17 protein-coding genes are annotated in these 24,485 nt (G+C 76.2%); 14 read left to right on the top strand and 3 right to left on the bottom strand.

Going from position 1 to position 24,485, the window contains the following annotated elements; genetic code table 11:
* The first annotated feature begins 76 nt into the window (after window positions 1-76).
* The 5 genes from ACF09K_RS12575 (at window position 77) to ACF09K_RS12555 (ending at window position 5,020) form a co-directional block, all read left to right on the top strand.
* The gene (locus ACF09K_RS12575) at window positions 77-805 is read left to right on the top strand and encodes a pectate lyase (protein ID WP_392242885.1); all 729 of its coding nucleotides are present in this window, start codon (window positions 77-79) and stop codon (window positions 803-805) included.
* 286 nt (window positions 806-1,091) lie between these two features.
* Window positions 1,092-2,177, top strand: coding sequence for a WD40/YVTN/BNR-like repeat-containing protein (locus ACF09K_RS12570; RefSeq protein ID WP_392242883.1), 1,086 nt, complete (start codon window positions 1,092-1,094; stop codon window positions 2,175-2,177).
* A 73-nt stretch (window positions 2,178-2,250) separates the two neighbouring features.
* Window positions 2,251-2,928: a uracil-DNA glycosylase gene (locus ACF09K_RS12565; RefSeq protein ID WP_392242882.1), complete on the top strand. Its 678-nt coding sequence runs from the start codon at window positions 2,251-2,253 to the stop codon at window positions 2,926-2,928.
* Window positions 2,925-3,932: an N-acetylglucosamine kinase gene (locus tag ACF09K_RS12560; RefSeq protein WP_392242880.1), complete on the top strand. Its 1,008-nt coding sequence runs from the start codon at window positions 2,925-2,927 to the stop codon at window positions 3,930-3,932. Before ACF09K_RS12565 ends, ACF09K_RS12560 begins: the two co-directional genes overlap by 4 nt.
* Window positions 3,933-4,090: 158 nt before the next feature.
* Window positions 4,091-5,020 carry a sirohydrochlorin chelatase gene (locus tag ACF09K_RS12555; RefSeq protein ID WP_392242878.1) on the top strand — a complete coding sequence of 310 codons (930 nt, stop codon included), beginning with the start codon at window positions 4,091-4,093 and terminating at the stop codon, window positions 5,018-5,020.
* A 507-nt stretch (window positions 5,021-5,527) separates the two neighbouring features.
* Here the strand turns inward: ACF09K_RS12555 and ACF09K_RS12550 are convergent.
* Both ACF09K_RS12550 and ACF09K_RS12545 read right to left on the bottom strand, forming a co-directional pair.
* Window positions 5,528-6,574: a lactonase family protein gene (locus ACF09K_RS12550; RefSeq protein WP_392242877.1), complete on the bottom strand. Its 1,047-nt coding sequence runs from the start codon at window positions 6,572-6,574 to the stop codon at window positions 5,528-5,530.
* A gap of 267 nt (window positions 6,575-6,841) precedes the next feature.
* On the bottom strand, window positions 6,842-8,335 hold the full coding sequence (locus tag ACF09K_RS12545; protein WP_392242875.1) for an FUSC family protein: 1,494 nt from the start codon (window positions 8,333-8,335) through the stop codon (window positions 6,842-6,844).
* A 270-nt stretch (window positions 8,336-8,605) separates the two neighbouring features.
* On the opposite strand from ACF09K_RS12545, the gene ACF09K_RS12540 reads away from it, so the two are divergent.
* Window positions 8,606-9,082 (top strand): Lrp/AsnC family transcriptional regulator, encoded by a 477-nt coding sequence (locus tag ACF09K_RS12540; protein WP_392242874.1) that lies wholly within the window; start codon window positions 8,606-8,608, stop codon window positions 9,080-9,082.
* 162 nt (window positions 9,083-9,244) lie between these two features.
* A complete protein-coding gene (locus tag ACF09K_RS12535) occupies window positions 9,245-9,694 on the top strand; it encodes a LamG domain-containing protein (RefSeq protein ID WP_392243191.1) in 450 nt (149 codons plus the stop codon).
* A gap of 27 nt (window positions 9,695-9,721) precedes the next feature.
* Here the strand turns inward: ACF09K_RS12535 and ACF09K_RS12530 are convergent, their stop codons facing one another.
* Window positions 9,722-10,507 carry a LysR family substrate-binding domain-containing protein gene (locus ACF09K_RS12530; protein ID WP_392242872.1) on the bottom strand — a complete coding sequence of 262 codons (786 nt, stop codon included), beginning with the start codon at window positions 10,505-10,507 and terminating at the stop codon, window positions 9,722-9,724.
* Between the two features lie 58 nt (window positions 10,508-10,565).
* Here ACF09K_RS12530 and ACF09K_RS12525 point away from each other — a divergent pair, with 58 nt between their 5' ends.
* The 7 genes from ACF09K_RS12525 to ACF09K_RS12495 all read left to right on the top strand — a co-directional run bounded on the left by ACF09K_RS12525 (window position 10,566) and on the right by ACF09K_RS12495 (window position 24,476).
* Entirely contained in the window at window positions 10,566-10,961 is a 396-nt protein-coding gene (locus tag ACF09K_RS12525; protein ID WP_392242870.1) for a DUF5997 family protein, read from the top strand.
* Window positions 10,962-11,135: 174 nt separating this feature from the next.
* Entirely contained in the window at window positions 11,136-11,525 is a 390-nt protein-coding gene (locus tag ACF09K_RS12520; RefSeq protein ID WP_392242868.1) for a cold-shock protein, read from the top strand.
* A 331-nt stretch (window positions 11,526-11,856) separates the two neighbouring features.
* Window positions 11,857-12,711 (top strand): DUF4132 domain-containing protein, encoded by an 855-nt coding sequence (locus ACF09K_RS12515; RefSeq protein ID WP_392242866.1) that lies wholly within the window; start codon window positions 11,857-11,859, stop codon window positions 12,709-12,711.
* Complete coding sequence (locus ACF09K_RS12510) at window positions 12,708-17,768, top strand: hypothetical protein (protein WP_392242864.1); 5,061 nt, start codon at window positions 12,708-12,710, stop codon at window positions 17,766-17,768. The genes ACF09K_RS12515 and ACF09K_RS12510 overlap by 4 nt, the downstream gene beginning before the upstream one ends.
* A gap of 35 nt (window positions 17,769-17,803) precedes the next feature.
* Entirely contained in the window at window positions 17,804-18,973 is a 1,170-nt protein-coding gene (locus tag ACF09K_RS12505; protein ID WP_392242862.1) for an AAA family ATPase, read from the top strand.
* A 95-nt stretch (window positions 18,974-19,068) separates the two neighbouring features.
* Window positions 19,069-22,620 (top strand): DUF5682 family protein, encoded by a 3,552-nt coding sequence (locus tag ACF09K_RS12500; RefSeq protein ID WP_392243189.1) that lies wholly within the window; start codon window positions 19,069-19,071, stop codon window positions 22,618-22,620.
* On the top strand, window positions 22,617-24,476 hold the full coding sequence (locus ACF09K_RS12495) for a hypothetical protein (protein ID WP_392242860.1): 1,860 nt from the start codon (window positions 22,617-22,619) through the stop codon (window positions 24,474-24,476). The genes ACF09K_RS12500 and ACF09K_RS12495 overlap by 4 nt, the downstream gene beginning before the upstream one ends.
* The last annotated feature ends 9 nt before the right edge of the window (window positions 24,477-24,485 follow it).

Below are 24,485 nucleotides of genomic sequence, written 5' to 3'. Positions count from 1 at the left end.
GACTTCCCCAGCACCCAGGCATCCTCGCGGACGCGCCCTGACGGGTTCACTGGCCGCCGCCGGTCTCGCGATTGGCATGATCATGACCAGTGGGGCGCTCACTCCGGCGAGCGCGGCCACCTGGCCCACCGCGAACGGCAGCCAGGGCGTCTCCGCCACCATCTCCGTCTCCGGCACCAAGGACTACGGGATGAAGCGCCTGTACGGCACGGGCGACCTGGGCAGCGGCAGCCAGGACGAGGACCAGGGTCCCATCCTGGAGCTGGCCGCCGGCGCGGTCCTCAAGAACGTCATCATCGGCGCGCCCGCCGCCGACGGCATCCACTGCAAGGGCAGCTGCACGCTGCAGAACGTCTGGTGGGAGGACGTCGGCGAGGACGCGGCGACCTTCCGCGGCTCGTCGTCGTCCAACGTCTACAGCGTCGTCGGCGGCGGGGCGAAGGAGGCCAGCGACAAGGTCTTCCAGTTCAACGGCGCCGGGACGCTGAACGTCTCCAACTTCGCCGTCAAGAACTTCGGCACCTTCATCCGCTCGTGCGGCAACTGCTCCACGCAGTACAAGCGGACGATCAACCTCAACACCATCGAGGCCACCTACAAGGGCGGCAAACTCGTCGGCATCAACACCAACTACGGCGACAGCGCGACCCTGCGGGGCATCACGATCGTCGGGGACAGCGGCAAGAAGATCGTCCCCTGCCAGAAGTACATCGGCAACAACACCGGCAAGGAGCCGACGACGAACGGCTCGGGCCCCGACGGCACGTACTGCAAGTACTCCGGCTCGGACATCACCTACAAGTAGGCCGAGCACCCCGCAGACCGGGCGTTCCCCCCACGGGCGGCCGGAGGAGGCGCCCCGCGCGCCCCCTCCGGCCGTCGTCCGCGTTCACGCCCGTTCCCGCGCGGCCGGGCGCGCTCAGGCGTGTTCACGCATGCGGGCCGCCACCTCCTGCCGGAACCCGGCGCAGGCGGTGCGCGACGCCGCGCCGACCTGCGGCGACGGCGGCTTCAGGGGTGACTGTCAGTGGCCGGGTGCAGACTGACCGGTGGTGGGACAAGGACGTCACAGCACAGCGGAGGTGGCCGGCATGACCGAGGTACTGCTCACCGTGGGCACGCGCAAGGGCCTGTTCATCGGGCGGAGGCGCGGGGGCGCCTGGGAGTTCGACGCGTCCCCCTGCTTCAACGCACAGGCGATCTACTCGGTCGCGATCGACACACGGGGCGGCCGCACACGCCTCCTCGCCGGCGGGGACAGCTCTCACTGGGGGCCGTCGGTGTTCCACTCCGACGACCTCGGCCGGACCTGGACCGAACCGGCGAAACCGGCCGTCAGGTTCCCCCAGGACACGGGGGCTTCGCTGGAGCGGGTGTGGCAGCTGCACCCGGCGGCCGGCGAGCCGGACGTGGTGTACGCGGGCACGGAACCGGCCGCGCTGTACCGCTCCGAGGACCGCGGGGAGAGTTTCGAGCTGGTCCGCCCGCTGTGGGAGCACCCGACGCGTTCCCGATGGGTGCCGGGCGGTGGCGGCGAGGGCCTGCACACGGTGCTCACCGACCGTCGGGACCCACGGGCGGTGACGGTGGCCGTATCCACGGCCGGCGTGTTCCGCACCACCGACGGCGGCGCGAGCTGGACGCCTTCCAACTCCGGTGTATCCGCGGTGTTCCTGCCGGATCCGGACCCGGAGTTCGGCCAGTGCGTGCACAAGGTCACGCGGGACGCGGCCGACCCGGACCGGCTGTACCTGCAGAACCACTGGGGGGTGTACCGCAGCGACGACGCCGGGGCCCACTGGACGGACATCGGCGCCGGCCTGCCGTCCACCTTCGGCTTCGCCGCCGCCGCGCACCCCCACCGCGGGGGCACGGCGTACGTCTTCCCGATCAACGCCGACGCGGACCGGGTGCCCGCCGGCCACCGCTGCCGGGTCTACCGCACGACGGACGCGGGCGGGACCTGGGAGCCGCTGTCGGCCGGCCTGCCGCAGGAGGACCACTACGGCACCGTGCTGCGCGACGCGCTCTGCACGGACGACGCGGACCCGGCCGGCGTGTACTTCGGCAACCGCAACGGCGAGGTGTTCGCCTCCTCCGACGACGGCGACAGCTGGCGGCAGTTGGCCTCGCACCTGCCGGACGTGCTCTGCGTGCGGGCCGCGGTGGTCGGATGAGTCCGACGGGGCGGGCGTGGGGCCCTGGCCACCGGTTGATCACCGCCGCCCGTACGGCAGTAGGGTGACGACCGTGGCACCACGACCCTTGCATGAGATCGTCGAACCGGGCTGGGCGAAGGCCCTCGAACCCGTGGCCGGACAGATCGCGCGGATGGGCGACTTCCTGCGCGCGGAGATCGCCGCCGGACGCACCTACCTCCCCGCCGGACCCCACGTCCTGCGGGCCTTCCAACAGCCCTTCGACGAGGTCCGCGTCCTGATCGTCGGACAGGACCCGTATCCGACGCCGGGTCACGCGGTGGGCCTGTCCTTCTCGGTGGCACCCGAGGTGCGGCCGCTGCCCGGCAGCCTCGTCAACATCTACCGGGAGCTGAACACCGACCTGGGGCTGCCCCAGCCGTCCAGCGGCGACCTGACACCGTGGACACGGCAGGGGGTGCTGCTGCTCAACAGGGCGCTCACCACGGCCCCGCGCAAACCCGCGGCCCATCGCGGCAAGGGCTGGGAGGAGGTCACCGAACAGGCGATACGGGCGCTCGCCGCCCGCGGCAAGCCCCTGGTGTCCGTCCTGTGGGGCCGCGACGCCCGCAATCTGCGCCCGCTCCTCGGCGACCTGCCCTCGGTGGAGTCGGCGCACCCCTCGCCCATGTCGGCGGACCGCGGCTTCTTCGGCTCCCGGCCGTTCAGCCGGGCCAACGACCTGCTGGTCCGGCAGGGCGGTCAACCCGTGGACTGGCGCCTGCCGTGACCTCCTCCGCGGCTCCGGCGCCCTCCCCCGGCGTCCTCGCCGTGGACTCGGGGGGCTCCGGGCTGCGGGTGGCCATCGCCGCGACCGACGGCGGCGCGCCCGCCGTACGGTCGTCACGCAGTCCCGTGCGCACCGGCGCGCGGGGCATCGACCCCGGGCACCTCATGGAACGACTCGTTCCCATGGTGCGGTCGTTGACGGCGGAGACCGGGGTGTCCCGGCCGGTCACGGCGGTGGTCGGCGCGGCCGGTCTCGCCACCCTCGGCGGTGCGCTGCGGGCCGAGCTGCCGGGCGCGCTGGCGCGGGAGTTCGGAGTCGGCACCACCGCCCTGGCCGCCGACGCCGTCACCGCCTACGCCGGCGCCCTCGGCACCGGTCCGGGCGCCGTGGTGGCCGCCGGGACCGGACTGATCGCGATCGGCACGGACCTGACGGCCTGGCGGCGGGCCGACGGCTGGGGCCATCTGCTGGGCGACTGCGGTGGCGGCGCGTGGATCGGGCGGGCCGGCCTGGAGGCCGCGCTGCGCGCCCACGACGGCCGGTCCGGTGGTTCCGCCGCTCTCCTGGCCGGAGCCGAGGAGCGGTTCGGGCCGATGCCGGGTCTGCCCGCCCTGCTCTACCCGCGCTCCGACCGTGCCGCCGTCCTCGCCTCCTTCGCGCCCCGCGTGGCCGCCTGCGCGCCGGCCGATCCGGTCGCCGCGGGCATCCTGCGCGCGGCGGCCCGGCACCTGGCCGACTCGGCCGCCGCGGTCTGCCCGCCGGACACCGGATGCCGCCCCCGCGTCGCCGTCACCGGCGGTCTCGTGAAACTGGGCGACCCCCTCCTCGTGCCGTTGGCGGAGGAACTGGCGCGCCGGCTGCCGTACGCCCGGCGGGTGGCGGCCGCCGGCGATCCGCTGGAGGGCGCCGTCCGCATCGCCCTCGCGCTGACGGCCGGCACGCTCGGCCTGCCGGTCGACGGGACGATGCTCCGCGTGGCTGCGCGGGTGAACGACGCGTCATGACGGAAAAGGGGGATTGCGCCCTTCGAGGGCAAGTCGCCCGGAACACACGCTGATCACTTCTGATCCGTACGTAACTCATCAGACAAAACCGGACGGATACCGCTCACCTGCACCCTCCCCGAACAGGGGAGCCCAGGAAGCCACTAACATGCGGCGTCATGAGCTCCCCCACTGGGCCCGCGTCCGGCCTCCCTGTACGAATGCCGCGCCCCCGCCAGCCCGGGCGGCACCGCCGACCCGAGCCCCTGGCGGCTCCCGAGGGCGCGCCCGCGCTCGTCCTCGCGGTGCCGGGCACGCCGAGCGCCGCCACCCGCGGCCTCGCCGAGGAGGTCGTGAGCATCGCCCGCTCCGAGCTTCCCGGCCTCGACGCGCGCATCGGGTACCTCGACGGGGACGACGCCGAGTTCCCCAGCCTCCAGTCCGTCCTGGCGCACGCCGCCGACGAGCGCACCGCCCGCTACGAGCAGGCCCTCGCCGCCGGGGTGGACGCCAAGGAGCCCGACGGCCCGGTCGCCGTCGTCGTACCGCTGCTGGCCGGGCCGGACAGCGCGCTGCTGCGCCAGGTCCGCCAGGCCGTCATGGAGAGCCGCGTCGCGGCCGACCTGACCGACGCGCTCGGCCCGCACCCGCTGCTCGCCGAGGCGCTGCACGTGCGGCTGTCCGAGGCCGGTCTGGCCCGCGCCGACCGCGCCCGCCTGTTCACCGTGGCCACGGCCGCGGACGGCATCATCCTCGCCACCGTGGGCGGCGAGGAGGCGGTGCAGGCCGCCGGGATCACCGGCATGCTGCTCGCCGCGCGCCTCGCCGTGCCGGTGATGGCCGCGGCCCTCGACCAGGAGGGTTCCCTCGCCTCCGTGGCCGAGCAGCTGCGCGGCTCCGGCTCCCAGCAGCTGGCCCTGGCGCCGTACCTCATCGGTCCGGAGATCGACTCCACCCTTCTGGAGGAGGCGGCCCGGGAGGCGGGGTGCGCGTCCGCCGACGCGCTCGGTCCGTACCCGGCCATCGGCAAGCTCGCCCTGGCCAAGTACACGACGGCGCTGGGGATCGCTCCGCAGCAGCCGCAGGGCACTCCTGCCCGCCAGTCGTAAGCGGCGCGGGCGCGAGCCCGTACCGACCTGCACGGACGCCGAAAGGGTCCGCTCCCTCCGGGGAGCGGACCCTTCGTCGTGCCTGGGGGCCGGGGTGCGGAGCGGAAGGGCTCCCGGCGGGGCCGGACCCCGGGGCCCGGCCGGCGGACGACGCCCCAGGAGACCGGCGGTTCCTTGCCGTCGAGGTGAACGGGGCCGGTACGTCCGGCCGCGGGGCGGAGGAGGACGTCGACGCGACGGGGCGCCCCGCCGGGAGGGGGCGTGCCGGGCCCGGCGTCTTCGGCGCGATCCGCCGGGCAGGTGCCGGGGCGTGGTGCGAAAGCGGCGGCATCCGCCCGAGGGGCGGGCCCGGCGGCGTCCGGTGCCTGCGATCGCAGGGCGGAGGGCCGCCCCGGTACCGGTCGCAGCGGCACGGTCCCGACAACGCGGCCGGGGCAGCCCCTCCGGAGGAGTGCGTGCCAGGCGTCGCCGGGCCGGGCCGGGGCCCCTCCGGGGGAGGGGCTTTCGTCACACGCCCTGGTCGAGGACCACGCAGGACGCCGCCGGTACCGGGATCGAGCCGCCGCGCCGGGGCAGTCCGGTGGCCGGGTCGAGAGCGAACCAGGTCACGTCGCCGGAGTGCTCGTTGGCGACGTACAGGAAGCCGGCGGACTCGGTGAGCGCCCGCGGCCAGCGGCCCGCGCAGGGCACGGTGCCGACGAGGCGCAGTGTCTCCCCGCCGCCCTCGACGGCGAACACGGACAGCACGTCCTCGCCGCGGGTGGCCGTCCACACGAACCGTCCGTCGGGCGAGACGGCGATGCCGGACGGATAGGCGTCCCCGGCGGGCGCGCCCGGCAGCACGGGTACCTCCGCCAGCGGCTTCAGGGAGCCTTCCGGGGCGTCCCAGCGGCAGACGGTGACGGTCGGGGTGAGTTCGTTGACGACGTACGCGTGGCCGCCGTCCGGGTGGAAGACCAGGTGGCGGGGGCCGGAGCCGGGTCGCAGGGCGAACTCCCGGTGCAGGACCGGCCTGCCGTCGCGCAGGTCGCACACCCGCACCGAGTCCGTTCCGAGGTCCACGCCGACCAGCCGGCGCCCGCTCGGATCCGCCTGGACCTGGTGGGCGTGCGGCCCCTGCTGGCGCGGGGTGCGCGGGCCGGAGCCGCTGTGCCGGAGCACGCCGGAGGGCGCCGGTGCGAGGGTGCCGTCGGGCCGGACGGGCACGGCGGTGACGCTGCCGGATCCGTAGTCGGCGGTCAGGACGTGGCCGTCGAACACGGTGAGGTGGGTGGGACCGCCGCCGACCGGCACGGGCGGTCCGACCTGCTCCGGGACGTCCCCGGCCAGGCTGTACGCGGCCACCGCGCCGTCGGCGGTCTCACTGACGGCGTAGAGCGTGCCGCCGTCCGGCGACAGGGTCAGGTACGAGGGATCGGGAAGGCCGTTCACGCTGCTCAGGACGGTCAGCGCGCCGTCGCCCGGGTCCACGGCCGCCGCCACGATCCCGGGCCCTCCGGCCGCCGTGAACGACCCGATGAACGCCCGCCGGGGCCGCCTGCCGACGTCTGCCACCGCTGTCCCCTCTCGTGCCGCCGCTGTCCGGGGTGACGGTAGCAGTCGGCCACGTGCGGTCTAGACCAAGAGGGGCGGGCGACACGGCAGCGTGCCGCGGGGTTTCGACGGGCGACGCCGGCCGTGACCGGGGGCGGAGTGGAGACCGGCCGGGCGTGGCGGGGACCGGCCGGGCACGGTGAGAGCCGGCCGGGCGTGGTGAGGACCGGCCGGACGCGGCGGGGACCGGCCGGCCCGTGGGCGCTCCAGAGGGCGCTCAGAGGGCGTTCAGGCTCCCACCAGGGGGGAGCCCGACGGGGCGCGCAGGGGGTGGGCCAGTTCCGCCAGGGCTCGTTCCAGACCGTGCAGGTGGGCCAGGGCGGGGCCGGCCGCCGGTGGGTGCTCGGCGGGGGCGAGGTGTTCCGTGCCGCCGTCGGTCAGGGCCTCCACCGCGGCCTGGACGCGCCAGCAGGCGGCGGCGAGGCGGGCGTCGTGGGAGGCCTCCGGGTCGGCGGCGACGGCGACGAGTCCGCGGATCTCGCGCGCGCACTCGTCGAGCAGGTCGAGGACGCGGCGGGCGCGCGCCTTGCGGCCGAGCACGGGGTTCAGCGGGTGGGTGAGCGGGGCGACGGAGATCCGGACCCGGCCGAGGAGCTGTTCCAGTTCGGCGACACGCGCGCCCGGGTCGGCGGCGGGGTCGCCGGCGAGGCGGGCGGCGGCTTCGGCGGTGCAGGCGTGGACGCAGCGCAGCGCCCGCTGGATCCAGGCGTCGGTGACGGCGTGGGTGGTGACGGGGAGCACGAACAGCACCGCCAGCCACGCGCCGAGCGCGCCCACGCCGGTCTCGGCGACGCGGACCGCCAGCAGGCCGGGGGTGAGCACACCGAGGAGCCCGTAGAGCAGCTCGGCGAGCAGGGTCACCCAGAGCATCATCCAGGTGTAGGAGACGGCGGCCGTGTAGAAGATGCCGAAGACGCAGACGGCGGCCAGGGCGGCCGTGGGTGCGCCGGCGCCGTGCACGGGGACGGCGACGAGGAGGCCGAGGCCGATGCCGGTCACCGTGCCGAGCACCCGGCGGAAGCCTCGCACCAGGGTCTCGCCGCGGGAGGTGGTGTTGACGAAGATCCACCACGTGGCGCCGACGGCCCAGTACCAGCGCTCCCCGGAGACCGACTGGCCCACGAGGAGGGCGAAGCCCGCGCCGGCCGTCGCCTGCACGGCCTGCCGGGTGGTGATCCGGGCGAGGCCCCGGCCGCCCGGCGGGGCGGGCACGGCGGCCGGGGGCAGGTGGCGCTCGTAGCACCACAGGCCGAAGCGCACGGCGGCAGCGCCGAGGACGGAGAGGACGACGGCCGCGGCCAGCTCGGGGAGCCGTCCCGGGGTCGCGTGCAGGAACTGGGCGACGAAGAACATCATGAACGCGAACACGCCCAGGCTGTGGCCGCGCGGCCCCCACCGGCGGGCGTACACGCCCGCGCCGGTGACGGCCAGGAAGGTCAGGTCGCGGGCCAGGGGCTGGTCGTGCAGGAGGGCCGCGGCGGCCAGGACGGGCAGGCCCGCGGCGGGCAGCAGCGCAGTGGTGACCGCCTGGCCGCGCACGGTGGTGTCGGTGACGGTGAACAGGGCGAGCAGCGCGGCGAGCCCACCGGTGACGGCGCCGACCAGGGAGTGCCCGGCCAGGCCGCAAACCGCGACGGCCAGTCCGACGCCGAGGACGGCCCGCGCGGCGAACCGCAGCCGCACCCGCCCCGGATCCGGAGCCGTGAACACCCTCTTCAGCACTTCTCGCCCCCAACGGTCACCCGTGAACACCGGCATGAAAAAGGCGCCGCGGGATCCGCAGCGCCATCGACGCCTCCATGACAACATCCGTACCGCCGCTGGCTCAAGTGGCCGGAAATCGACTGATCCGTTGGCTCACCGAAAGCCCGCCGAGAAGGGCCATTGCCGGGCCAACGGACCAGGAAAAGCCGGTACACCCGGAATGCGCCCCCCTGGGCCATTGGTACAGTCGTCAGCGATCGCCGACGACACACGAGGAGTCCGGGCACCATGGCCGTCGACCAGCTCGACACCCGCATCCTGCGCCTGCTGCTCGAGCAGCCCCGCACCAGCGTGCGGGAGTACGCGCGCATCCTCGGCGTGGCTCGCGGCACGCTCCAGGCCCGCCTCGACCGGCTGGAGCGCGAGGGCGTGATCACCGGCTCGGGCCCCTCCCTCTCCCCCGCCGCGCTGGGCCATCCCGTGCTCGCGTTCGTGCACATCGAGGTCACCCAGGGCCACCTCGACGACGTCGGTGACGCGCTGGCCGCCGTGCCCGAGATCGTGGAGGTGTTCTCGATCACCGGTGGCGGCGACCTCCTCACCCGGGTCGTGGCCCGCGACAACGCCCACCTGGAGGACGTGATCCAGAAGCTGATCAGCCTGCCCGGCGTGGTCCGCACCCGTACCGAGGTGGCGTTGCGCGAGCGGGTGCCGTACCGCCTGCTGCCGCTGGTGGAGTCGATCGGCCGCACGCCCGGCGGCTGACGGCGAACGGCGGCGACTCCTCGTCGATCCCGTCCGTACCACTGACGCCCTCCGCCACGCCCTCCACCGTCTGGTCGATCGTCCGCATGCTGTCCGTGGTGTCGAACGCCGTGGACCCCGGAGGAGCAGCACAGGGCGCCGCCCCTCACCGGACGGACCCTTCTGCGGAACGCGATCCTCGCCGCCGCCGTACCGGGCGCCGGAGGCACCGCCCCGCTGCCCCTGGACCGGTGGAGCCACCTCGCGGTCACGATCGGCGGCGGCACCGGAACACTCCACGTCAACGGCACGGCCCTCGCCCGGAACACCGCGATGACCCTGACCCCGGCCGCTCCCGGCGGCCTCGACCACCACTGGCTCGGCCGCTCCCACCACGCCTCCGCCCCGGTCTTCGCGGGCGCGTTCGGCGGGTTCGACGTGTGGTCGCGCGTCCTGACCGCCGACGAGATCACCGGGACGAGGTCGGGGCGAGGGCGCCGTCAGCGGGAAGGACGCCCTGGTGAGCCGGGTGCGGAACGTGGTGGACGCCTGAGTGGCCGCGGGGCTGCTCGGGCGGGCCGATGGGGAGCGGGCGGTGAGCACCGCGCGCGGGGCGCGGCCTTCGTGCCGTGACGCCCGGTACCGCCGGGGCCGGTGCCGCTACGAGCGGCGGCGGGGCTTGCCGCCGGTGCCGCGCCGGCCGCCCGCCTTGGCGCCGCCTCCCTTGGCGCCGCCGGCCCGGCCCCGCCCGGCTCCGCCCGGGGCGGCCTTGCGCGGGGCGCCGCCGGTCTTCTGCCGGGGGCGCTCGGCCTTCGGCTCGGCGGGCGGCTGCCGGTCCCGGCCGCGGGTGCTGTTGACCGTGCGGCCCCGGACGATGCCGATGAAGTCCTCGACCAGGTCGGTGGTGGCGTCCTCCGGCCAGGCGAGGGCGACGCCGGACTGCGGGGCGTCCACGAGGGTGCGGTAGGTGAGGTCGCGGCGGTGGTGCAGCCGGGCCAGCGACTGGGGCACGACCAGCACGCCGATGTTCGCCGCGACCAGCTCGATCGCGTCGGCCGTGGTCGCCGGGCGCTCGAAGGCGGGCTCCCCCGGGAGCCGCTCCCAGTCGAGGACGTCGTCCAGCGGGTGGATCACCACCTCGTCGGCGAGGTCGTCGAGGGTCACCTCGTCGGCCGCCGTGATCACGTGGTCCTTGGGGACCACGACGACCGTGGTCTCGGTGTAGAGGGGGATCGCGCTGAACACCGCACGGTCCACCGGGAGCCGGACGAAGGCCGCGTCGGCGGTGCCCTCGCGCAGCATCGCGGAAGCCTCGGCGGGCGTCGCCTGCAGGAGGACCAGGGGCACGTCGGGCAGGCGCTCCTGCCAGGTCCGCGCCCACTTGGCGGGGGTCACTCCGGGGACGTACGCGAGCCGGAACGAGGGGGAATCCGCCGAGTCGGTCATCCGGCCAGGTTACCGGCTGTGGTCGGCGGTCCGGTTCACGGCCGATACCCTGGACGGCATGACGTCGCACCAGAGCGCCCAGACGATGAAGCCCGCGACCGCGGCGAAGAAGCTGGGTGTGTACCTCCCCGCCACCCCCGCCGAGTTCCAGGAGGGTGTCGTCACGCGCGCCGAGCTGAACGAGCTCCAGGCGAACCCGCCGGAATGGCTGCGCGCCCTGCGGGAGAACGGCCCGCACCCCCGCCCGGTGGTGGCGGCCAGGCTCGGCGTGTCCATCGCCGGACTGGCGCGCGGCGGCGTCACGGAGGCGCTGACCACCGGACAGATCCAGGAGATCAAGGACGCCGGGCCCGAGTGGCTGGCGAAGGAGCGCGCCACTCAGGCCGAGGTCCGCAAGGAGGCGGCGCGCCTGCGGCAGCGCGACGCCGAGAAGGCCGCCGGCGCGGAGTCCTGACCCGACTCCGGCAGGACGTCGGGGCCCGGCCCCCGCTCTTGTGCGGCGCGGGAGACCGGCCCGCTCCCGCGGGAGCCCGGCCCCCGCGCCCGTGAAGGTCGTCCCCGGCCGCCGGGGTGACTACGATCTGGTCAGGTTCACCGATGTGGGTGTGCGAGGTCGCTGGGGGTTGGGATGGTTGCTGGTCGTGTGGTGCGCTTCGACAGCCAGCGGGGTTACGGGTTCATCGCGCCCGACGACGGCGGGGAGGACGTCTTCCTGCACGTCAACGACATGCTGATGCCCGAGTCGCAGGTCCGCCGCGGCATCGTCGTCGAGTTCGAGATCGAGGACGGCGAGCGCGGCCCGAAGGCCTCCGGGGTACGGCTCGCGCGCGGGGCGGACGGCAAGCCGCTCGCGGCCGACGACGACGTCCTGTGCGACGTGCTCAGCACGGAGGAGTTCACCCGCGACGTCACCGAGACCCTGCTGGCGGCGGCGCCCTCGCTGACCGCCGAGCAGATCCTCCAGGTGCGCTCCGCGCTGGCCCGGTTCGCGAAGGACAACGGCTGGGTCGAGGGCTGACCTCCTCCCCCTCGGGCTCTCCTCGGGCCCTCCTCGGGCTCCCACCGGCCCTTGCCGACCCCGTGGCTCCCCGTCGGCGCGCGGCCCGCGGCCGGCCCGCGGGCCGCGCGGCGCGACGCCGCTCGCGACGACGGCGACAGCGACGGTGACGATCGCGACGGCGGTGACAGCGACGGTGGCGCTCACGACGGCGGTGACAGTGACGGTGGCGCTCACGACGAAGGTGCCGGGAAAACGGCCGCCCGAACGCCGGCCCCTCGTCACGGACCCGTTGTCAGTGGCTTGATCTAGAGTTCCCGTCACTTGATCACTGCGGGTGCGGGAGGCACGCATGGGGTGGGTGTCGGCCGGCGGCTATGAAGTCGCCCTCGATGACGGCAAGGTGGTGTGCCGCAACGCGGCGGGGCGACGGTTGAAGTCCGTTCCGCCCAAGATCGCCGACGATCCGGCCGTGGTGGGCCTGCGTCAGCTCGTCGAATGGCTGGAACGGCACGAACAGCGGTGCCTGACCGACGTGGAGCGCTGGATGGTGCGCTCGCTGCCGGTGCCGTTCGCCGTCCTCGCGCGAGTGTGGCCCGACCCGGCGTGGCAGGCCGCCCTGCGCGACCTCGTCGTCACCGGGGAGGACGGCGAGGTGGCCGGATTCCTGCGGGACGCCGACCCCGAGCGCGGCCTCGGCCTCGTCGACCTCGACGGCGACACCGTCCGCATCACTCCCGGCCTCGTCCGCCTGCCGCACCCGGTGCTCCTCGAAGACCTGGAGGACCTCAGGGAGTTCGCCGTCGAACTCGGTGTCGAGCAGCGCGCCCAGCAGCTGTTCCGCGAGGTCTGGCACCGGCCCGCCACGCTCGACGCGGAGAGCACCTCCGTCGAGGAGTACGCCGGCGGCGCCTTCAAGGAACTGCGTTTCCTGCACGGCAGGGCCGCCCAGCTCGGTTACCGCGTGCGCGGCGGCAACGCCGTCTGCTCCGTCCTGGAGGACGGCCGGGGCGTCGAGGCCCGGGTGTGGATCGGCGACTACGAGGGCTACGAGGAGACCGAGACCGGCCCCCTCACCTTCACCGATCCCGCCGGCCGGACGCTGAGGCTCGGTCAGGTGGGGCCGGTGGCCTGGTCGGAAGGCATGCGCATGGCGGCCTCGCTGTACGCCGGGCGGAACATCGAGGACGAGGAGCAGGCGGCATGACCACGTACGACGAGACGGCTTCCGCGGCACTGCTCGACGCCGGCGCGATCCTGCCGCCGGGCACGACCGGCCGGGAGGACGCCGACGTCCTCACCGTGCGCACGTACACGCATCCCGCCCTGGACGGGCGCAGGATCGTGCGGCTGGTGCCGGGCACGCTCGGCGAGGCGGAGGACCTGGCGCTGGACTTCCTCGGCCTGGTCCGGGAGCCCGAGACCCCGCAGGTCGGGCAGATACGCCGGGAGACGCTCGGCTTCCCCGCCTGGGCGCTGGTCAACGACCCGGCGAACGGCCACCACGCGCTGGCCCTCGTCAAGGACGTCGAGCGCCTCGCACGGCAGGCCAAGTCCCGCCCCGGCACCGCCAAGGAGGGCTTCGAGGCGCTCGGCGAACGGCTCGGCCGGGCCGTGCCGCACTTCCTGCCCACCTTCTACGAGCAGGCCGCCCGCGTCTTCCTCCAGCACGAGAACACCACGTACGCCGCCGCGTTCTTCGGCAAGGCCCGCGAGGCCGAGCGGGTGCACGCGCTGGCGGTGGACGAGGAACGGCAGCGCGCCGTGTTCCTGGAGTTCGCGTTCGCCGGGGCGCTCACCGTGAAGGCGCTCAAGGAGCACGTCAAGGCCCTCGCGGCGCGCCTCAGCCCCGCCGACGCCTGGGCCCAGTTCCGGCAGCTGACGGTGGAGCGCTGCGCGGCCGGCATGCCGCCGTACGCCTCGCTCCCGCAGGACGCGCGCGGGCTGATCAAGGCCGCGGGCCTGGACCGGGACACCGAGGAGTGCGCGCTGGTCGCCGACCTGATCGCCTCCCCGGCGGCGGTCCGGGCGCCCGCGTCCTTCTGGAACACCTACCGGGCGACGCTGGTGCTCCTCGGCCGGCAGCAGCCCGCCGTGCGGGCCCGGCTGCTGGAGATCATGCCGGCCGGTTTGGGCCGCTCCACGCGCGACGACGAGTTCTGGCTGGACCTGCTCACCGAGTGCGGAGCGGACCTGCTGCTCACCGGAGAGACCGAGTCCGACGTCGACGCGGCGGACTGGCTCAGCCGCTGGTCGCTGCACCGTAAGCACGGCAGTTCGGCCTGCGACCGGTCGCCGGCCACCCTGGCGCTCGTCCGGCGGATGGCGCCGCGGCTGCGCGAGCGCGGCCGGCCCGTCGACCTCTTCACCGGGCGCTGGCACCCCGGCGCCGACCTGGACCTGCTCGACCTGTGCCTGGCGGAGGACGTGCCGCTGGCGGACCCCGGCACCGGCCGGCAGGTCTTCCTTCCTCTGAACCAGTGGCTGCAGGACAAGGCGCCGGACCGGCGGGACCTGACGGCGCTCGCGGCCCACCCGCGCCACCGCCGGCTGCTGTACCTGTCCGTCGGCGCGCTCGGCGGCCACCGGCCGGACGCGCGGCTGATGGAGGGACTGGCCGGTCATCCCGTCCTGGCCGACGTGCTGCGCGAGTGGCTGCAGGACGCGGCCGGGGAGCTGACCGCCGCGGCCGGCCTGCCCGCCGCGCGCGCGGCGCTGGAGCGGCTGCGGCCGTTCCGCACGGTCGCGGCCCGGGTCGCCCCGGCCGCCGTCGCCGAGGTCGCCGCCCACGAGGCCGCGCCGCTGCTCGGCCGCACGCTGCGCGCCGGCATCCCGGACGAACTGGTCTGGCCCGCCCTCGAGGAGGCGCTGACGCGGCTCGACGCCGAGACCCGGCGCGACCGTGACGACACCCTGCGCGTCGACGAGGCCTGGCCGGCGCTGATCCTCTCCCGCAGGCACAAGGTGATCGTCGTCGGCCCCGAGGGCGTCCTCCTCGAGCACGACCTGCGGCTGCCCGACGGCCTGGACCGCTGGCAGCGTCCGTCGTTCCGCTTCACGGACGGCGAGCTGCTGGTCACGTGGCCCAAGGACGGCAAGCAGTTCGGCTACTGGTCGGCCCGTCCCTCCGACGTCTTCCCCCTGAGCGGCGAGCGGGTCCCCCACTGGTACGGCGCCAACGACGCCGGCGAACCCTCGATCCCGCTGCCGGGAGGCGGCCGGGCCACCGGCGGCCGCACGCTGCACGCCGGTGACACCGTCCTGCCGCCGAGCCGCCGCATCCTCGGCGACGGCACCTCGTACTGGCGTCAGGGCCGGCAGGGGCGCAAGCAGGTGTGGCTGGAGTACGACCCGGCCACCGGCACCCACGGGCGTGCCTCGCTGCCCGCGTTCCTGCGGTCGGGCGTCAGCGACGAGGCCACGCTCCTCCAGCAGCACTGCGTGGTGCTGCCGCTCCAGCCGGGTCTGGAGCACAGCCCGTTCGGTACGGACGGCACGGTCCTCGGGCGCTGGGTGCGCGAGGAGGGCGAGGGCGCCGGGGCCCGCCTCACCGCCGGCACGCCGGACGGGCGCACGGTCTCCCTGCCGAAGGACCGCGACGGCGTCGCGCGCGGCGTACCGGTCGGCGCGCTGCGGCTTCCCGGCGGGGCCGAGCCCGTCGTCGTCGCCCTGCACCGGCAGATCGCCTTCCACACCTCGGACGACACCTCCGCCTCCGGGGAGTCGGGGCGGGTGACCCCGCTGGAGCGGGGCGGCGAGTTCGCCGCCGGCACGCGACTGGTCCCGCCGGTCGACTTCTGGCACGCGCTGCGGCCCCGGGACGAGGCCGCGTCGGCGGTCCTGCGGGCACTGGACGACGAGCAGGCGGCCACGGTGCTGCGCACCGGCGCGGCGGCGCTCGCCGAGCACGCCGCGCGCGTGGCGGCGGCCAGGGCCGCCTCGGCGGGCGGGACCGAAGGACCGGCGACGGCCGCGACGGGGACGTCCGCGGCGTCGAGCGGCGCCGCCGGCGGCACGCCCGCCCTGCCGAACGCCGACGAGGTCCTGCGTGAGGCGGTCTCCCGTTGCCTGCCCGGTCTGAGCGAGCGGCGCCTGCTCATCGGGGTCTCCGCGCTGGTGCGCGCGGTGCTGCGGCTCGCGGAGTCGACCGCCGCGTTCGTGGCTCCTCCGGTGGAGCCGAAGCCGGTGCAGCGACGGCGTGTCGAGGGCATGTTCGACGACTACAGTCCCCGGCACGCCGACGACCAGACGCTGCGGGAGGCCACCGCCGGCCTCGCCGACCATCAGGGCTGGTGGGGCGGCGGGCAGCAGTGGAGCGCCGTGCGGCAGATCCGCGCCGTCAACCACGTGCTGTCCGGCAGGCCCGCCGACGGCAGGCCGCTGCCGGAGCGCTGCCGGTCGGCGGGGTCCGCCGAGGGGTGGCGGAGCGACGAGTTCACCGTCCCCGGCATCGGGGTGCTGTGGCCGTCCCTCCTCGACGCGCTGCGGCCCCTGGCCTACCGTGCCGCCTCCCCCCTCCTCTCCGACGCGCACCGGGAGGCCCTCCTGGTGCTGTTCGAGGTGATCGCGGACGGACGGCTGGCCGCGGCCGACGGCGCCGTTCTGCGGGAGGTGGTGCTGAGCGAGCCGCAGGACAAGCACGAGCGTCTGGGCCAGGTGCTGCGCCGCGACGGCCGCACGGTCGTCGTGCTCGGCTGCCGGCAGGTCGACCGGGAGAAGGGCCGGGTGCACTGGCTGGCCCTGGACCACGACCCCTCCGGGTCGTTCGGAGCGATCGCCCACTTCGTGCTGGAGCGGGAGACCGCGCACCCGCCGGTGTTCCCCGCCGACGCCCTGGCCGCCGTCACCGGGCTGATCCGGGACAAGGGCCCCGCGCCCTGGCAGCCGCAGGCGCCGGAGGCGCTCGCCGCCGGGACGGGGGGCGGGCTCGGGCCCGTGCAGTCGGCGCTGCTGCTGGCGGGCAAGCCGGTGCAGGTGGCCACGGACCGGCTCGCGACCATCGGCCTGAAGCCTCGTCAGAAGACGTTCGGGGACGGCCTGCTGGCTTCTTTCCGGCTCGGCGACGTGGCCGCCTTCGTCGGCGCCCTGCTGCCCGACAGCCCCGGTGACCTGTGGACCGCCGGCCCGGACACGGCGGCCGCGGGCGAGGTCTGGCGGGAGCGGTTCGACGGGTTCGTCCGGCTCCCCGAGGACCTCGCCGCCGACCTCGAACTCGCCGGGGTCTCCGCCCGCGGGGCCGAGGACGTCCTCAACCCGACGCGCACGCCCTGGATCAGCCGCACCACCGTCCAGCGGCCCGGCAGGAACGGCGACCTCGTCCCCGACGACGCGTGGGCGCTGCCCGGCCGCCACCACCTGTCGAGCGCCGTGACCGCCCTGGCCGGGCTCTCCTACACACTGCCCTACGGCCATCCGCTGCGCGCCGCCCTGCCCGAAGGGCTCGCCGCGGTGCGCCGCCGCCTCACCGACCCGGGACTGCTGCTCGACCTCGACGTCACCTGGGCGGAGAAGGGCATGACCGCCCCCGCACTGCGCAAGGCCTACGGTCTGCCCGCCACCGGCGGCCGCGACGCGGACGGCCTGACCCGGCTGGGCGACGCGCTCGTGCTGCGGCCCTGGTACCAGGACCAGGAGGCGGTCCTGGTGCGGCCGGCCGGGCTGACCGGGCCCGACGACGCCGTGTTCGGACTCGTCGAGGGGCTGGCCGGGCCGGGGCGCGGCGACGGCCTGCGTGCGCTGCGGACCGTCCTCGGCGACGGCCTCGCCCGTGCGCTCTCCGTCGGCATCGGCCCCGGGGAGCCCGTGGGGCACGCCCAGGACCCGACCGCCACGGTGCCGGAGCTGGTGGCGGAGGTCGCCGGGGCGCACGGTCTGAGCGAGGACGCGGCGGCGCTGTACCTCCAGCTGCTCGCGCTGCCCGACCCCACGGACCGCAACTGCGTCCGCTGGACCGGCTGGAAGCCCGCCCGGACGAAGAAGGCCCGTGCGGAACTCGCGGCCACCGACCTGGTCGTGGAGGCCAAGCGGCCGCGCGCCGGGCGCACCCTCTTCCTGCCGTGCGGCTGGCGCGAGCCGAAGGCGCCCGCACTGCCGGTGGAGGTCTGGAAGGAGCGGCTCTACCCCGTCCGCGAACGCGCGCGGGCGATGCCGCTGGTGCCCGTGCCCGAACTGTTCGCGCGCGCGTGGGACCACGTCCGCGCCGGTGACGGCCCGGCCTACGAGGAACTCACGACCCGCGCCACCCGCAAGGGCCGCCGCCGATGACCGCCGTCCCCCCGTACCCGGAAGAAACCGTGCCGATGACCACCGCCCTCTCCCCTGCCCCGGCCCGCCAGATCGTCCCGCCCGAGGACCAGCACGCCACCGAACTGGCCTTCCTCGCCGCCTATGACGACGGGCCGCGTCCGCCCGCCTGGCGGCTGACCCCGCGGGCGGTCGTCACGTTCGTCATGGGCAGCGACGGACGGGCCCTGAAGCTGCCCGACGGTGCCGGGACGGACGCCGGGGTACCGCGCCGGCTCGTGATCGAGGGCAAGTTCGTGGGCGACCGGGCCCTGGTCGAGCGGTGCGTGGTGACCCTCGCGGGCGAGCGCGGTCTGCTGCTCGTCGGCGAGCCCGGCACCGCGAAGTCCATGCTGTCGGAGCTGCTGTCGGCCGCCGTGTGCGGCACCAGCGGTCTGGTCGTGCAGGGCACGGCGGGCACCACGGAGGACCAGCTCAAGTACGGCTGGAACTACGCCCTGTTGCTGGCGCAGGGCCCGAGCCGGCAGGCGCTGGTGCCCTCGCCGGTGCTGACCGCCATGCACCGGGGCGGCATCGCGCGGGTCGAGGAGGTCACCCGCTGTCTGCCCGAGGTGCAGGACTCCCTCGTGTCGCTGCTCTCCGAACGGCGCATCGCGGTACCCGAACTGGCGGGCTCCGAGGACGCGTTGGCGCACGCGGCGCCTGGCTTCAACCTCATCGCCACCGCCAACCTGCGCGACAAGGGCGTCTCCGAGATGTCGGCGGCCCTCAAGCGCCGTTTCAACTTCGAGACGGTCGGCCCCATCCCGGACGTGGAGGCGGAGACGGCGCTCGTGCGCGGCCAGGCGCGTGCGTCGGTGGAGCGTGCGGGGGCGCCGTTCCACGTCGACGACGCGGTGCTGGAGGCGCTGGTGACGGCCTTCCGGGATCTGCGCGAGGGCCGGTCGGCTGAGGGCTGGGAGGTGGAGCGGCCGTCCACCGTGATGAGCACCGCCGAGGCCGTGTCCGTGGCGGGGGCCCTGGCTCTGGCGGCGGCGTACTTCCCGGGGGACCGCGACGTGCTCGGTCTGCTGCCGGGGCACCTGCTGGGCGTGGTCCGCAAGGACGACCCCGCCGACGCGGCCCGGCTGCGCGGCTACTGGGACGGTCCCGTCCGCCGCCGCGCGGAACAGGGCTCCGCCACCTGGCGCACCCTGTGGGACCTGCGCACGGTTCTGGAGGGCTGACGGCCGTGTCCTTCTCCCGCCTCTCCCCCCACCCGGGGCCGGACACGCTGGGTTCCGGTCCCGGGCCGGACACGCCGGGTTCCGGTCCGGAACGGGTGCCGTCGGGTTCCCGCCCCGGTTCCGTGCCTCCCGAGGAGGCGCTCGCCGCCCTGACCGACCCGGCGGCGCCCTATCTCGTGGGCGTACGGCACCACGCGCCCTCCCTGGCCGCGGCGGTGCCCGCGCTGCTGGACGCGGCGAAGCCGGACGTGCTGCTCGTCGAGCTGCCGGCCGAGATGCAGGAGTGGCTGCCGTGGCTCGGGCACGAGGAGACGCGGGCTCCGGTCGCGCTCGCCGCCGCCCCCGGTGACGGGAGCGGCGGCGCGGGGCCGGCGTTCTATCCGTTCGCGGACTTCTCGCCCGAGCTGACCGCCGTGCGCTGGGCGAACCGCCGGGGCGTACCGGTGGTCGCCTGCGACCTGCCGCTGGCCGACCGGGCCTGGGACGCGGGCCGGGCCGCCGCCCCGGCTCCGGGCGCGGGCGGTCCCGGGCTGGCCGCCGCGCTGCGGGCCGGGGTGAGCGGCCGTCCCGGGGACGACCTGTGGGACCGCCTCGTCGAGGCCACCGCGCCCGGTTCGCCGCCGGAGGCCCTGCGCCGGGCGGCCCTGCTCACCGGCTGGGCGCTGCGCGAGGACGCGGCCGCGGCGGGCGGCGTGCCCGAGCTGGACCTGCGGCGGGAGCGGTGGATGCGGGCGCGGATCGCGCGGGCCACCGCACACGGGGAGCGGGCCGCCGTGGTGGTCGGGGCCTTCCACGCCCCGGCGCTGGTGGGCCGGCACGCGGAGCGGACGGACGAGACGGGTGAGGCCGGTCAGGCCGCAGGTGGGACCGGTCGGGCCGCAGGCGTGGACCGTCCCGCGTGGACCACGTCCCTCATCCCCTACACCTACGCCCTGCTGGACGAACGGTCCGGTTATCCGGCGGGCATCCGGGACCCCGAGTGGCAGGACATGGTCCTGCGGGCCGCGGGCGTCCCCGAGGCACTGGAGGAGGCGCTGACGCGGGCGGCCGTCCGCGTCTGTGCCGAGCTGCGTCTCCTCGGCCACCCCTCGGGGCCCGCCGACGCGCGGGAGATCGTCCGGCTCGCCTCCGACCTGTCCCGGCTGCGCGGGCTGCCCGCGGCGGGCCGGGGTGAGCTGGTGGAGGCCGTGCAGACGGTGCTGACGCAGGGTGAGCCGTACGGGCGGGGGCGGGCCGTGGCGCGGGCGATGGAGCGGGTGCTGGTCGGCACCCGCACCGGGCGGCCCGCGCCGGACGCGCCGCGCTGCGGTCTGGCCCCGGCGGTGGAGGCCGAGGCGGCGGAGCTGGGCCTGCCGGGACCGGCCGACGGGGTGCCCGGTGCGGCGCGGGACCTGCGGCTGGACCCGCTGCGCTCCGATCTCGACCGGCGCCGTGAGCTGCTGCTGCGCCGGCTGGCGGTGTGCGGGGTGCCGTACGGGGAGGCGAAGGAGGTGGCCGGCACGGGGGGTGCCGAGGCGCTCACCTCGCGCTGGGAGGTGCGCTGGACGCCCGCGACGGCGGCCATGCTGACCGCGGCCGGCGTGCGCGGGGTCACCGCCGCCCAGGCGGCCGAAGGGGTGCTGCGCGAGCGGCGGCGCACCGAGGAGGACGCGGGCGGGCCGACGGCGGCGCAGGCTCTCGACGGGCTGGCGCAGGCCGCCGAGTGCGGTCTGTCCGGGCTCGCGGACGAGCGTCTCGAGGACCTCGCCGAGGTGCTCCCCGGCGCCGGCACCCTGCCCGAGCTGCTCGCCGGGCTGGCCCTGCTGGACCGGCTGCGGGCCGGACACGTCCCCGGCCTCGGCGCCGCCGGGGACCGTACGGCGCGGGCGGCCGGGGTGGCCGAGCTGCTCACGTCGGCGGCGGTGCGGCAGGTGGACGGCCTGACCGGTTCCGAGGACCCGGCGGACGCCCGCGCCCTGCTCGAACTGGCCCACCGCGCCGACCTGTCGGGCGGCATCAGGCTCGCCGACGCCCTCGGCCGGCTGGCGGCCGACGGCTCCCCCCTGATGCGCGGCGCCGCCGGGGCCGTGCGCGTGCTGCTCGGGCAGGAGGATCCGCGGGTGTTCGGGGACCGGGTGGCGTCCTGGGTCGACGGGGCCGTCGACGCCGACTCGCGGGCCGCGCTCACCGCGCGGCTCGGCGGGCTGCTGACCGCCGCCGGTCCCCTCCTGGAGGCGGCGGCGCCCGCGCTGGAACCCCTCCTCGACCGGGTGTCGGAGCTGCCCGACCGGGAGTTCCTCGACCGGCTCCCGGCGCTGCGCGGCGGCTTCGACGCCCTCAGCCCCGCCGCCCGTGACCGTCTGCTGGCGACCGTCGAGGAACGCCTCGACGTCTCGCACGTCGCGGACACCGGCGGCGTCGATCCGGCCGCGCTCGCCGCCTGGACGCGGGCGGACCTCGCCGGCCGCGAGACCCTGCGGGCCCTGGGGCTGCTGCCCGCGCCCGCGGCGGCGCGGGCGGACGTCCTCGCCGGGGCCCCCGCGGCCCGGGCCGCGGGCGGTGTGCTCGCCCCCGGCGACCGCTGGCGACTCGTCCTGGGCCGCGGGAGGGAACGGCTCCCCTCCTCGGCGGCGTCGTTGGCGACCGCGCTGGACGAGCTGTACGGCAGCGGACGCGGGGAGGGCAGCCGGGGCGACCTGACCGGGCGCGGCTCGGGCGGCGGCCGGGAGGCGCCCTATCCCGGTGTGCGGGAGTGGTCGCAGGAGCTGGCGATGCTGTTCGGGCCGGGCATCCGGGAGGAGGTGCTGGCGGCGGCCGCCGTGTCGGGACGGAGGGACGTGCTCGCCGAGCTGGACGCGGACAGCGTGCGCCCCTCGGTCGACCTGCTGCGTACCGTGCTCAGTCACGCGGGCGGTCTGCCCGAGGCGCGGCTGGCCGTGCTGCGTCCGCTGGTCCGGCGGCTGGTGGAGGCCCTGACCCGGCAACTGGCCACCCGGCTGCGGCCGGCCCTGCACGGTACGGCCCTGCCGCGCCCGAGCAGGCGCCCGGGCGGTGGCCTCGACCTGCCGCGCACCCTGCGCGCCAACCTGGCGACCGCGCGCCGCGCCCCCGACGGCACGGTCCGGGTGATCCCCGAGCATCCCGTGTTCCGCGCCCGCGCGCGGCGGTCCGCGGACTGGCGGCTGATCCTGGTCACCGACGTGTCCGGGTCCATGGAGGCGTCCACGGTCTGGGCCGCGCTCACGGCGTCGGTGCTGGCCGGGGTGCCGACCCTGTCCACGCACTTCCTGGCGTTCTCCACCGAGGTCATCGATCTCACGGGACACGTCGAGGACCCGCTGTCGCTGCTGCTGGAGGTCAGCGTGGGCGGCGGCACGCACATCGCGGCGGGACTGCGGCACGCCCGTGAGCTGGTCACCGTCCCCTCGCGGACCCTCGTCGTGGTCGTCAGCGACTTCGAGGAGGGCCATCCGCTCGGCGGGCTGCTCGCCGAGGTCCGCGCGCTGGTCGGGGCGGGCTGTCACGTCCTGGGCTGCGCGAGCCTCGACGACACGGGCCGGCCCCGCTACTCCACGGGCGTCGCCGGTCAGCTCGTCGCCGCGGGCATGCCCGTGGCCGCCCTCAGTCCACTCGAACTCGCCCGCTGGGTAGGGGAGAAGATCGCATGACTCGGGACCTGTCCACGGAGCACCCGGGCCCGGCCGGGCCATCGGGTCGCCCCGGCCCGGCAGGGGCCTCCGGTCCGCCGGGCCCGGCAGGCGCCTCGGACCACCCGGGCGCGGGGCTGCCCCCGGTCGCCCCGTCCGTCACCGCCGAGCTGGTCGGGGCGTTGTCGCCGCGGTTGCGCAAGCGGCTGGACGCGGGGGTGGCCAAGCTCGCGGCCCGTCCGGTGGCGCGCGACGGCGACGTCGTGCGGATCGCCGTCGACGACGACACCGACCTCGAACTGCACGCCCCGGGCGGGGCGGTGACCGATGCGGACGCCATCCGCTGCGGCTGCCTGCTGGCACCGGACTGCCTGCACCGCGCGGCCGCCGCCTCGGCGGCGCCGGTCGCCGAGGACGTCCCGTCGGCCGCCCCGGCCGGCGAACCGGCGGACGCGGCACGGGAGTCGCGGGAGGGCACCGGACCCGAGCCCGGACCGGAGTGTGCCGACCCGGAGGAACTCACCGCCGCCCGTGCGGTGTTCGAGGCGGCGGCCGCCGTCCTGGAGGCCGGCACCGACGGGTCCGGTGCCGTGCTCCAGTCGGAGCTGCTGCGCGCCGCGCACACCGCACGCCTCGCGGGCCTCCCCCGCGCCTCGGCCGCCGCGGTCTCCGTGGTCACCCGGGTGCGCGCGGCCCGTTCCGGCGATCCGGCCCACCGTCTCGACGACCTCGCGGACGCGCTCCGCGCCGTCCTGGCCGTGGCGCACCGCCTTCCCCGCGCCACCGGTGCCGACCTGGCCGAACTGCGCGGTACGGCACGGCAGCCCTACCGCCCCGACGGCTCCCTGCGCCTGTACGGACTGTTCTCCGAGCCGGTCCTGACGGCCACCGGCTACGCGGGTGCGGTCACCTGGACCGCCGATGCCGACGGCCGCCTGTACACGGTCTCCGACGTGGCGCCCGGCGGCCCCGGCCGCGCGACCGGTGCCGCCGACCGGGCCGTCCGGATCGGCGACACCTCCCTGACGCACCGTGAACTGGCGCGCGCGGGCCTCGCCGTGTCGGGCGCGACCGTCTCGCCGACAGGACGACTCGGCGCGGGCGCGGGGGTGCGGGCGGTGCGCGCCTCGGGCGCGGCATGGCGCGGCGAGCCACTGGACCGGCTGTGGACCGTGCCCGTCGCCGATCAGGTGGCGCGGGCCCTCGGGGACGGTCACGACCTGCTGTTCCTCGAGGTGACCCTCCGGGGCACGGTCCGGGAGGCGGCGGGCGACTGTCTGCTGGCCGACTGCGCCGGCGTGCCCCTGCGGCTGGCGGCGGCCCACGACGCGCCCGCCCTGCCGTACCGCGAGAACCTGCGTCTGCTGGCGGCGGCCGGGGGCGGCACCCTGCGGGTCGTGGCCCGGCTGGCACCCGGACCGGTTCCCCGCGCGTTGCTGCTGGCCGCCGAGCACCCGAGCGACCCGGGCGCCCGGGTGGACCTGGGGCTGGACCGGCTCCAGCACGCGGATCTGCCCGCGCGGACGTACGGGGCCGGGATCCCGGCCCCGGCCCCGTACGTGGACGAGGCACCGCTGCACCTGCTGCGCCGGCGGGTCCACCAGGCCGTGTCGGGGGGCCGCCGGGTGCTGGCCTTCCCGGGCGGCGCGGCGGGCGACGGGGCCCGGCTCCGCCGCGTGGGGCTCGGCACGGCGGGTGACCTCCTCGACGCGCTGCACGCCGCCGCGGCGGACCGCGCCCGTGACGCGTTCGGGCGGCTCCTGCCGTCGGACTCGGGGCGTTTCGCGGGCGCGTGGCTGGCGGCGGCGCTGTACACCGGCGAGGTCGAGCGGGCACTGTGCGCGCAGGCGTGGGGGGTGGCCGCGCTCCCGGCGTGAGGACGGTCC

The sequence above is a fragment of the Streptomyces sp. NPDC014882 genome, assembly GCF_043081325.1.
GTDB lineage: Bacteria > Actinomycetota > Actinomycetes > Streptomycetales > Streptomycetaceae > Streptomyces.
Note: the sequence above shows the minus strand (reverse complement) of the source record. Positions and strands in the feature narration are given on the sequence as shown.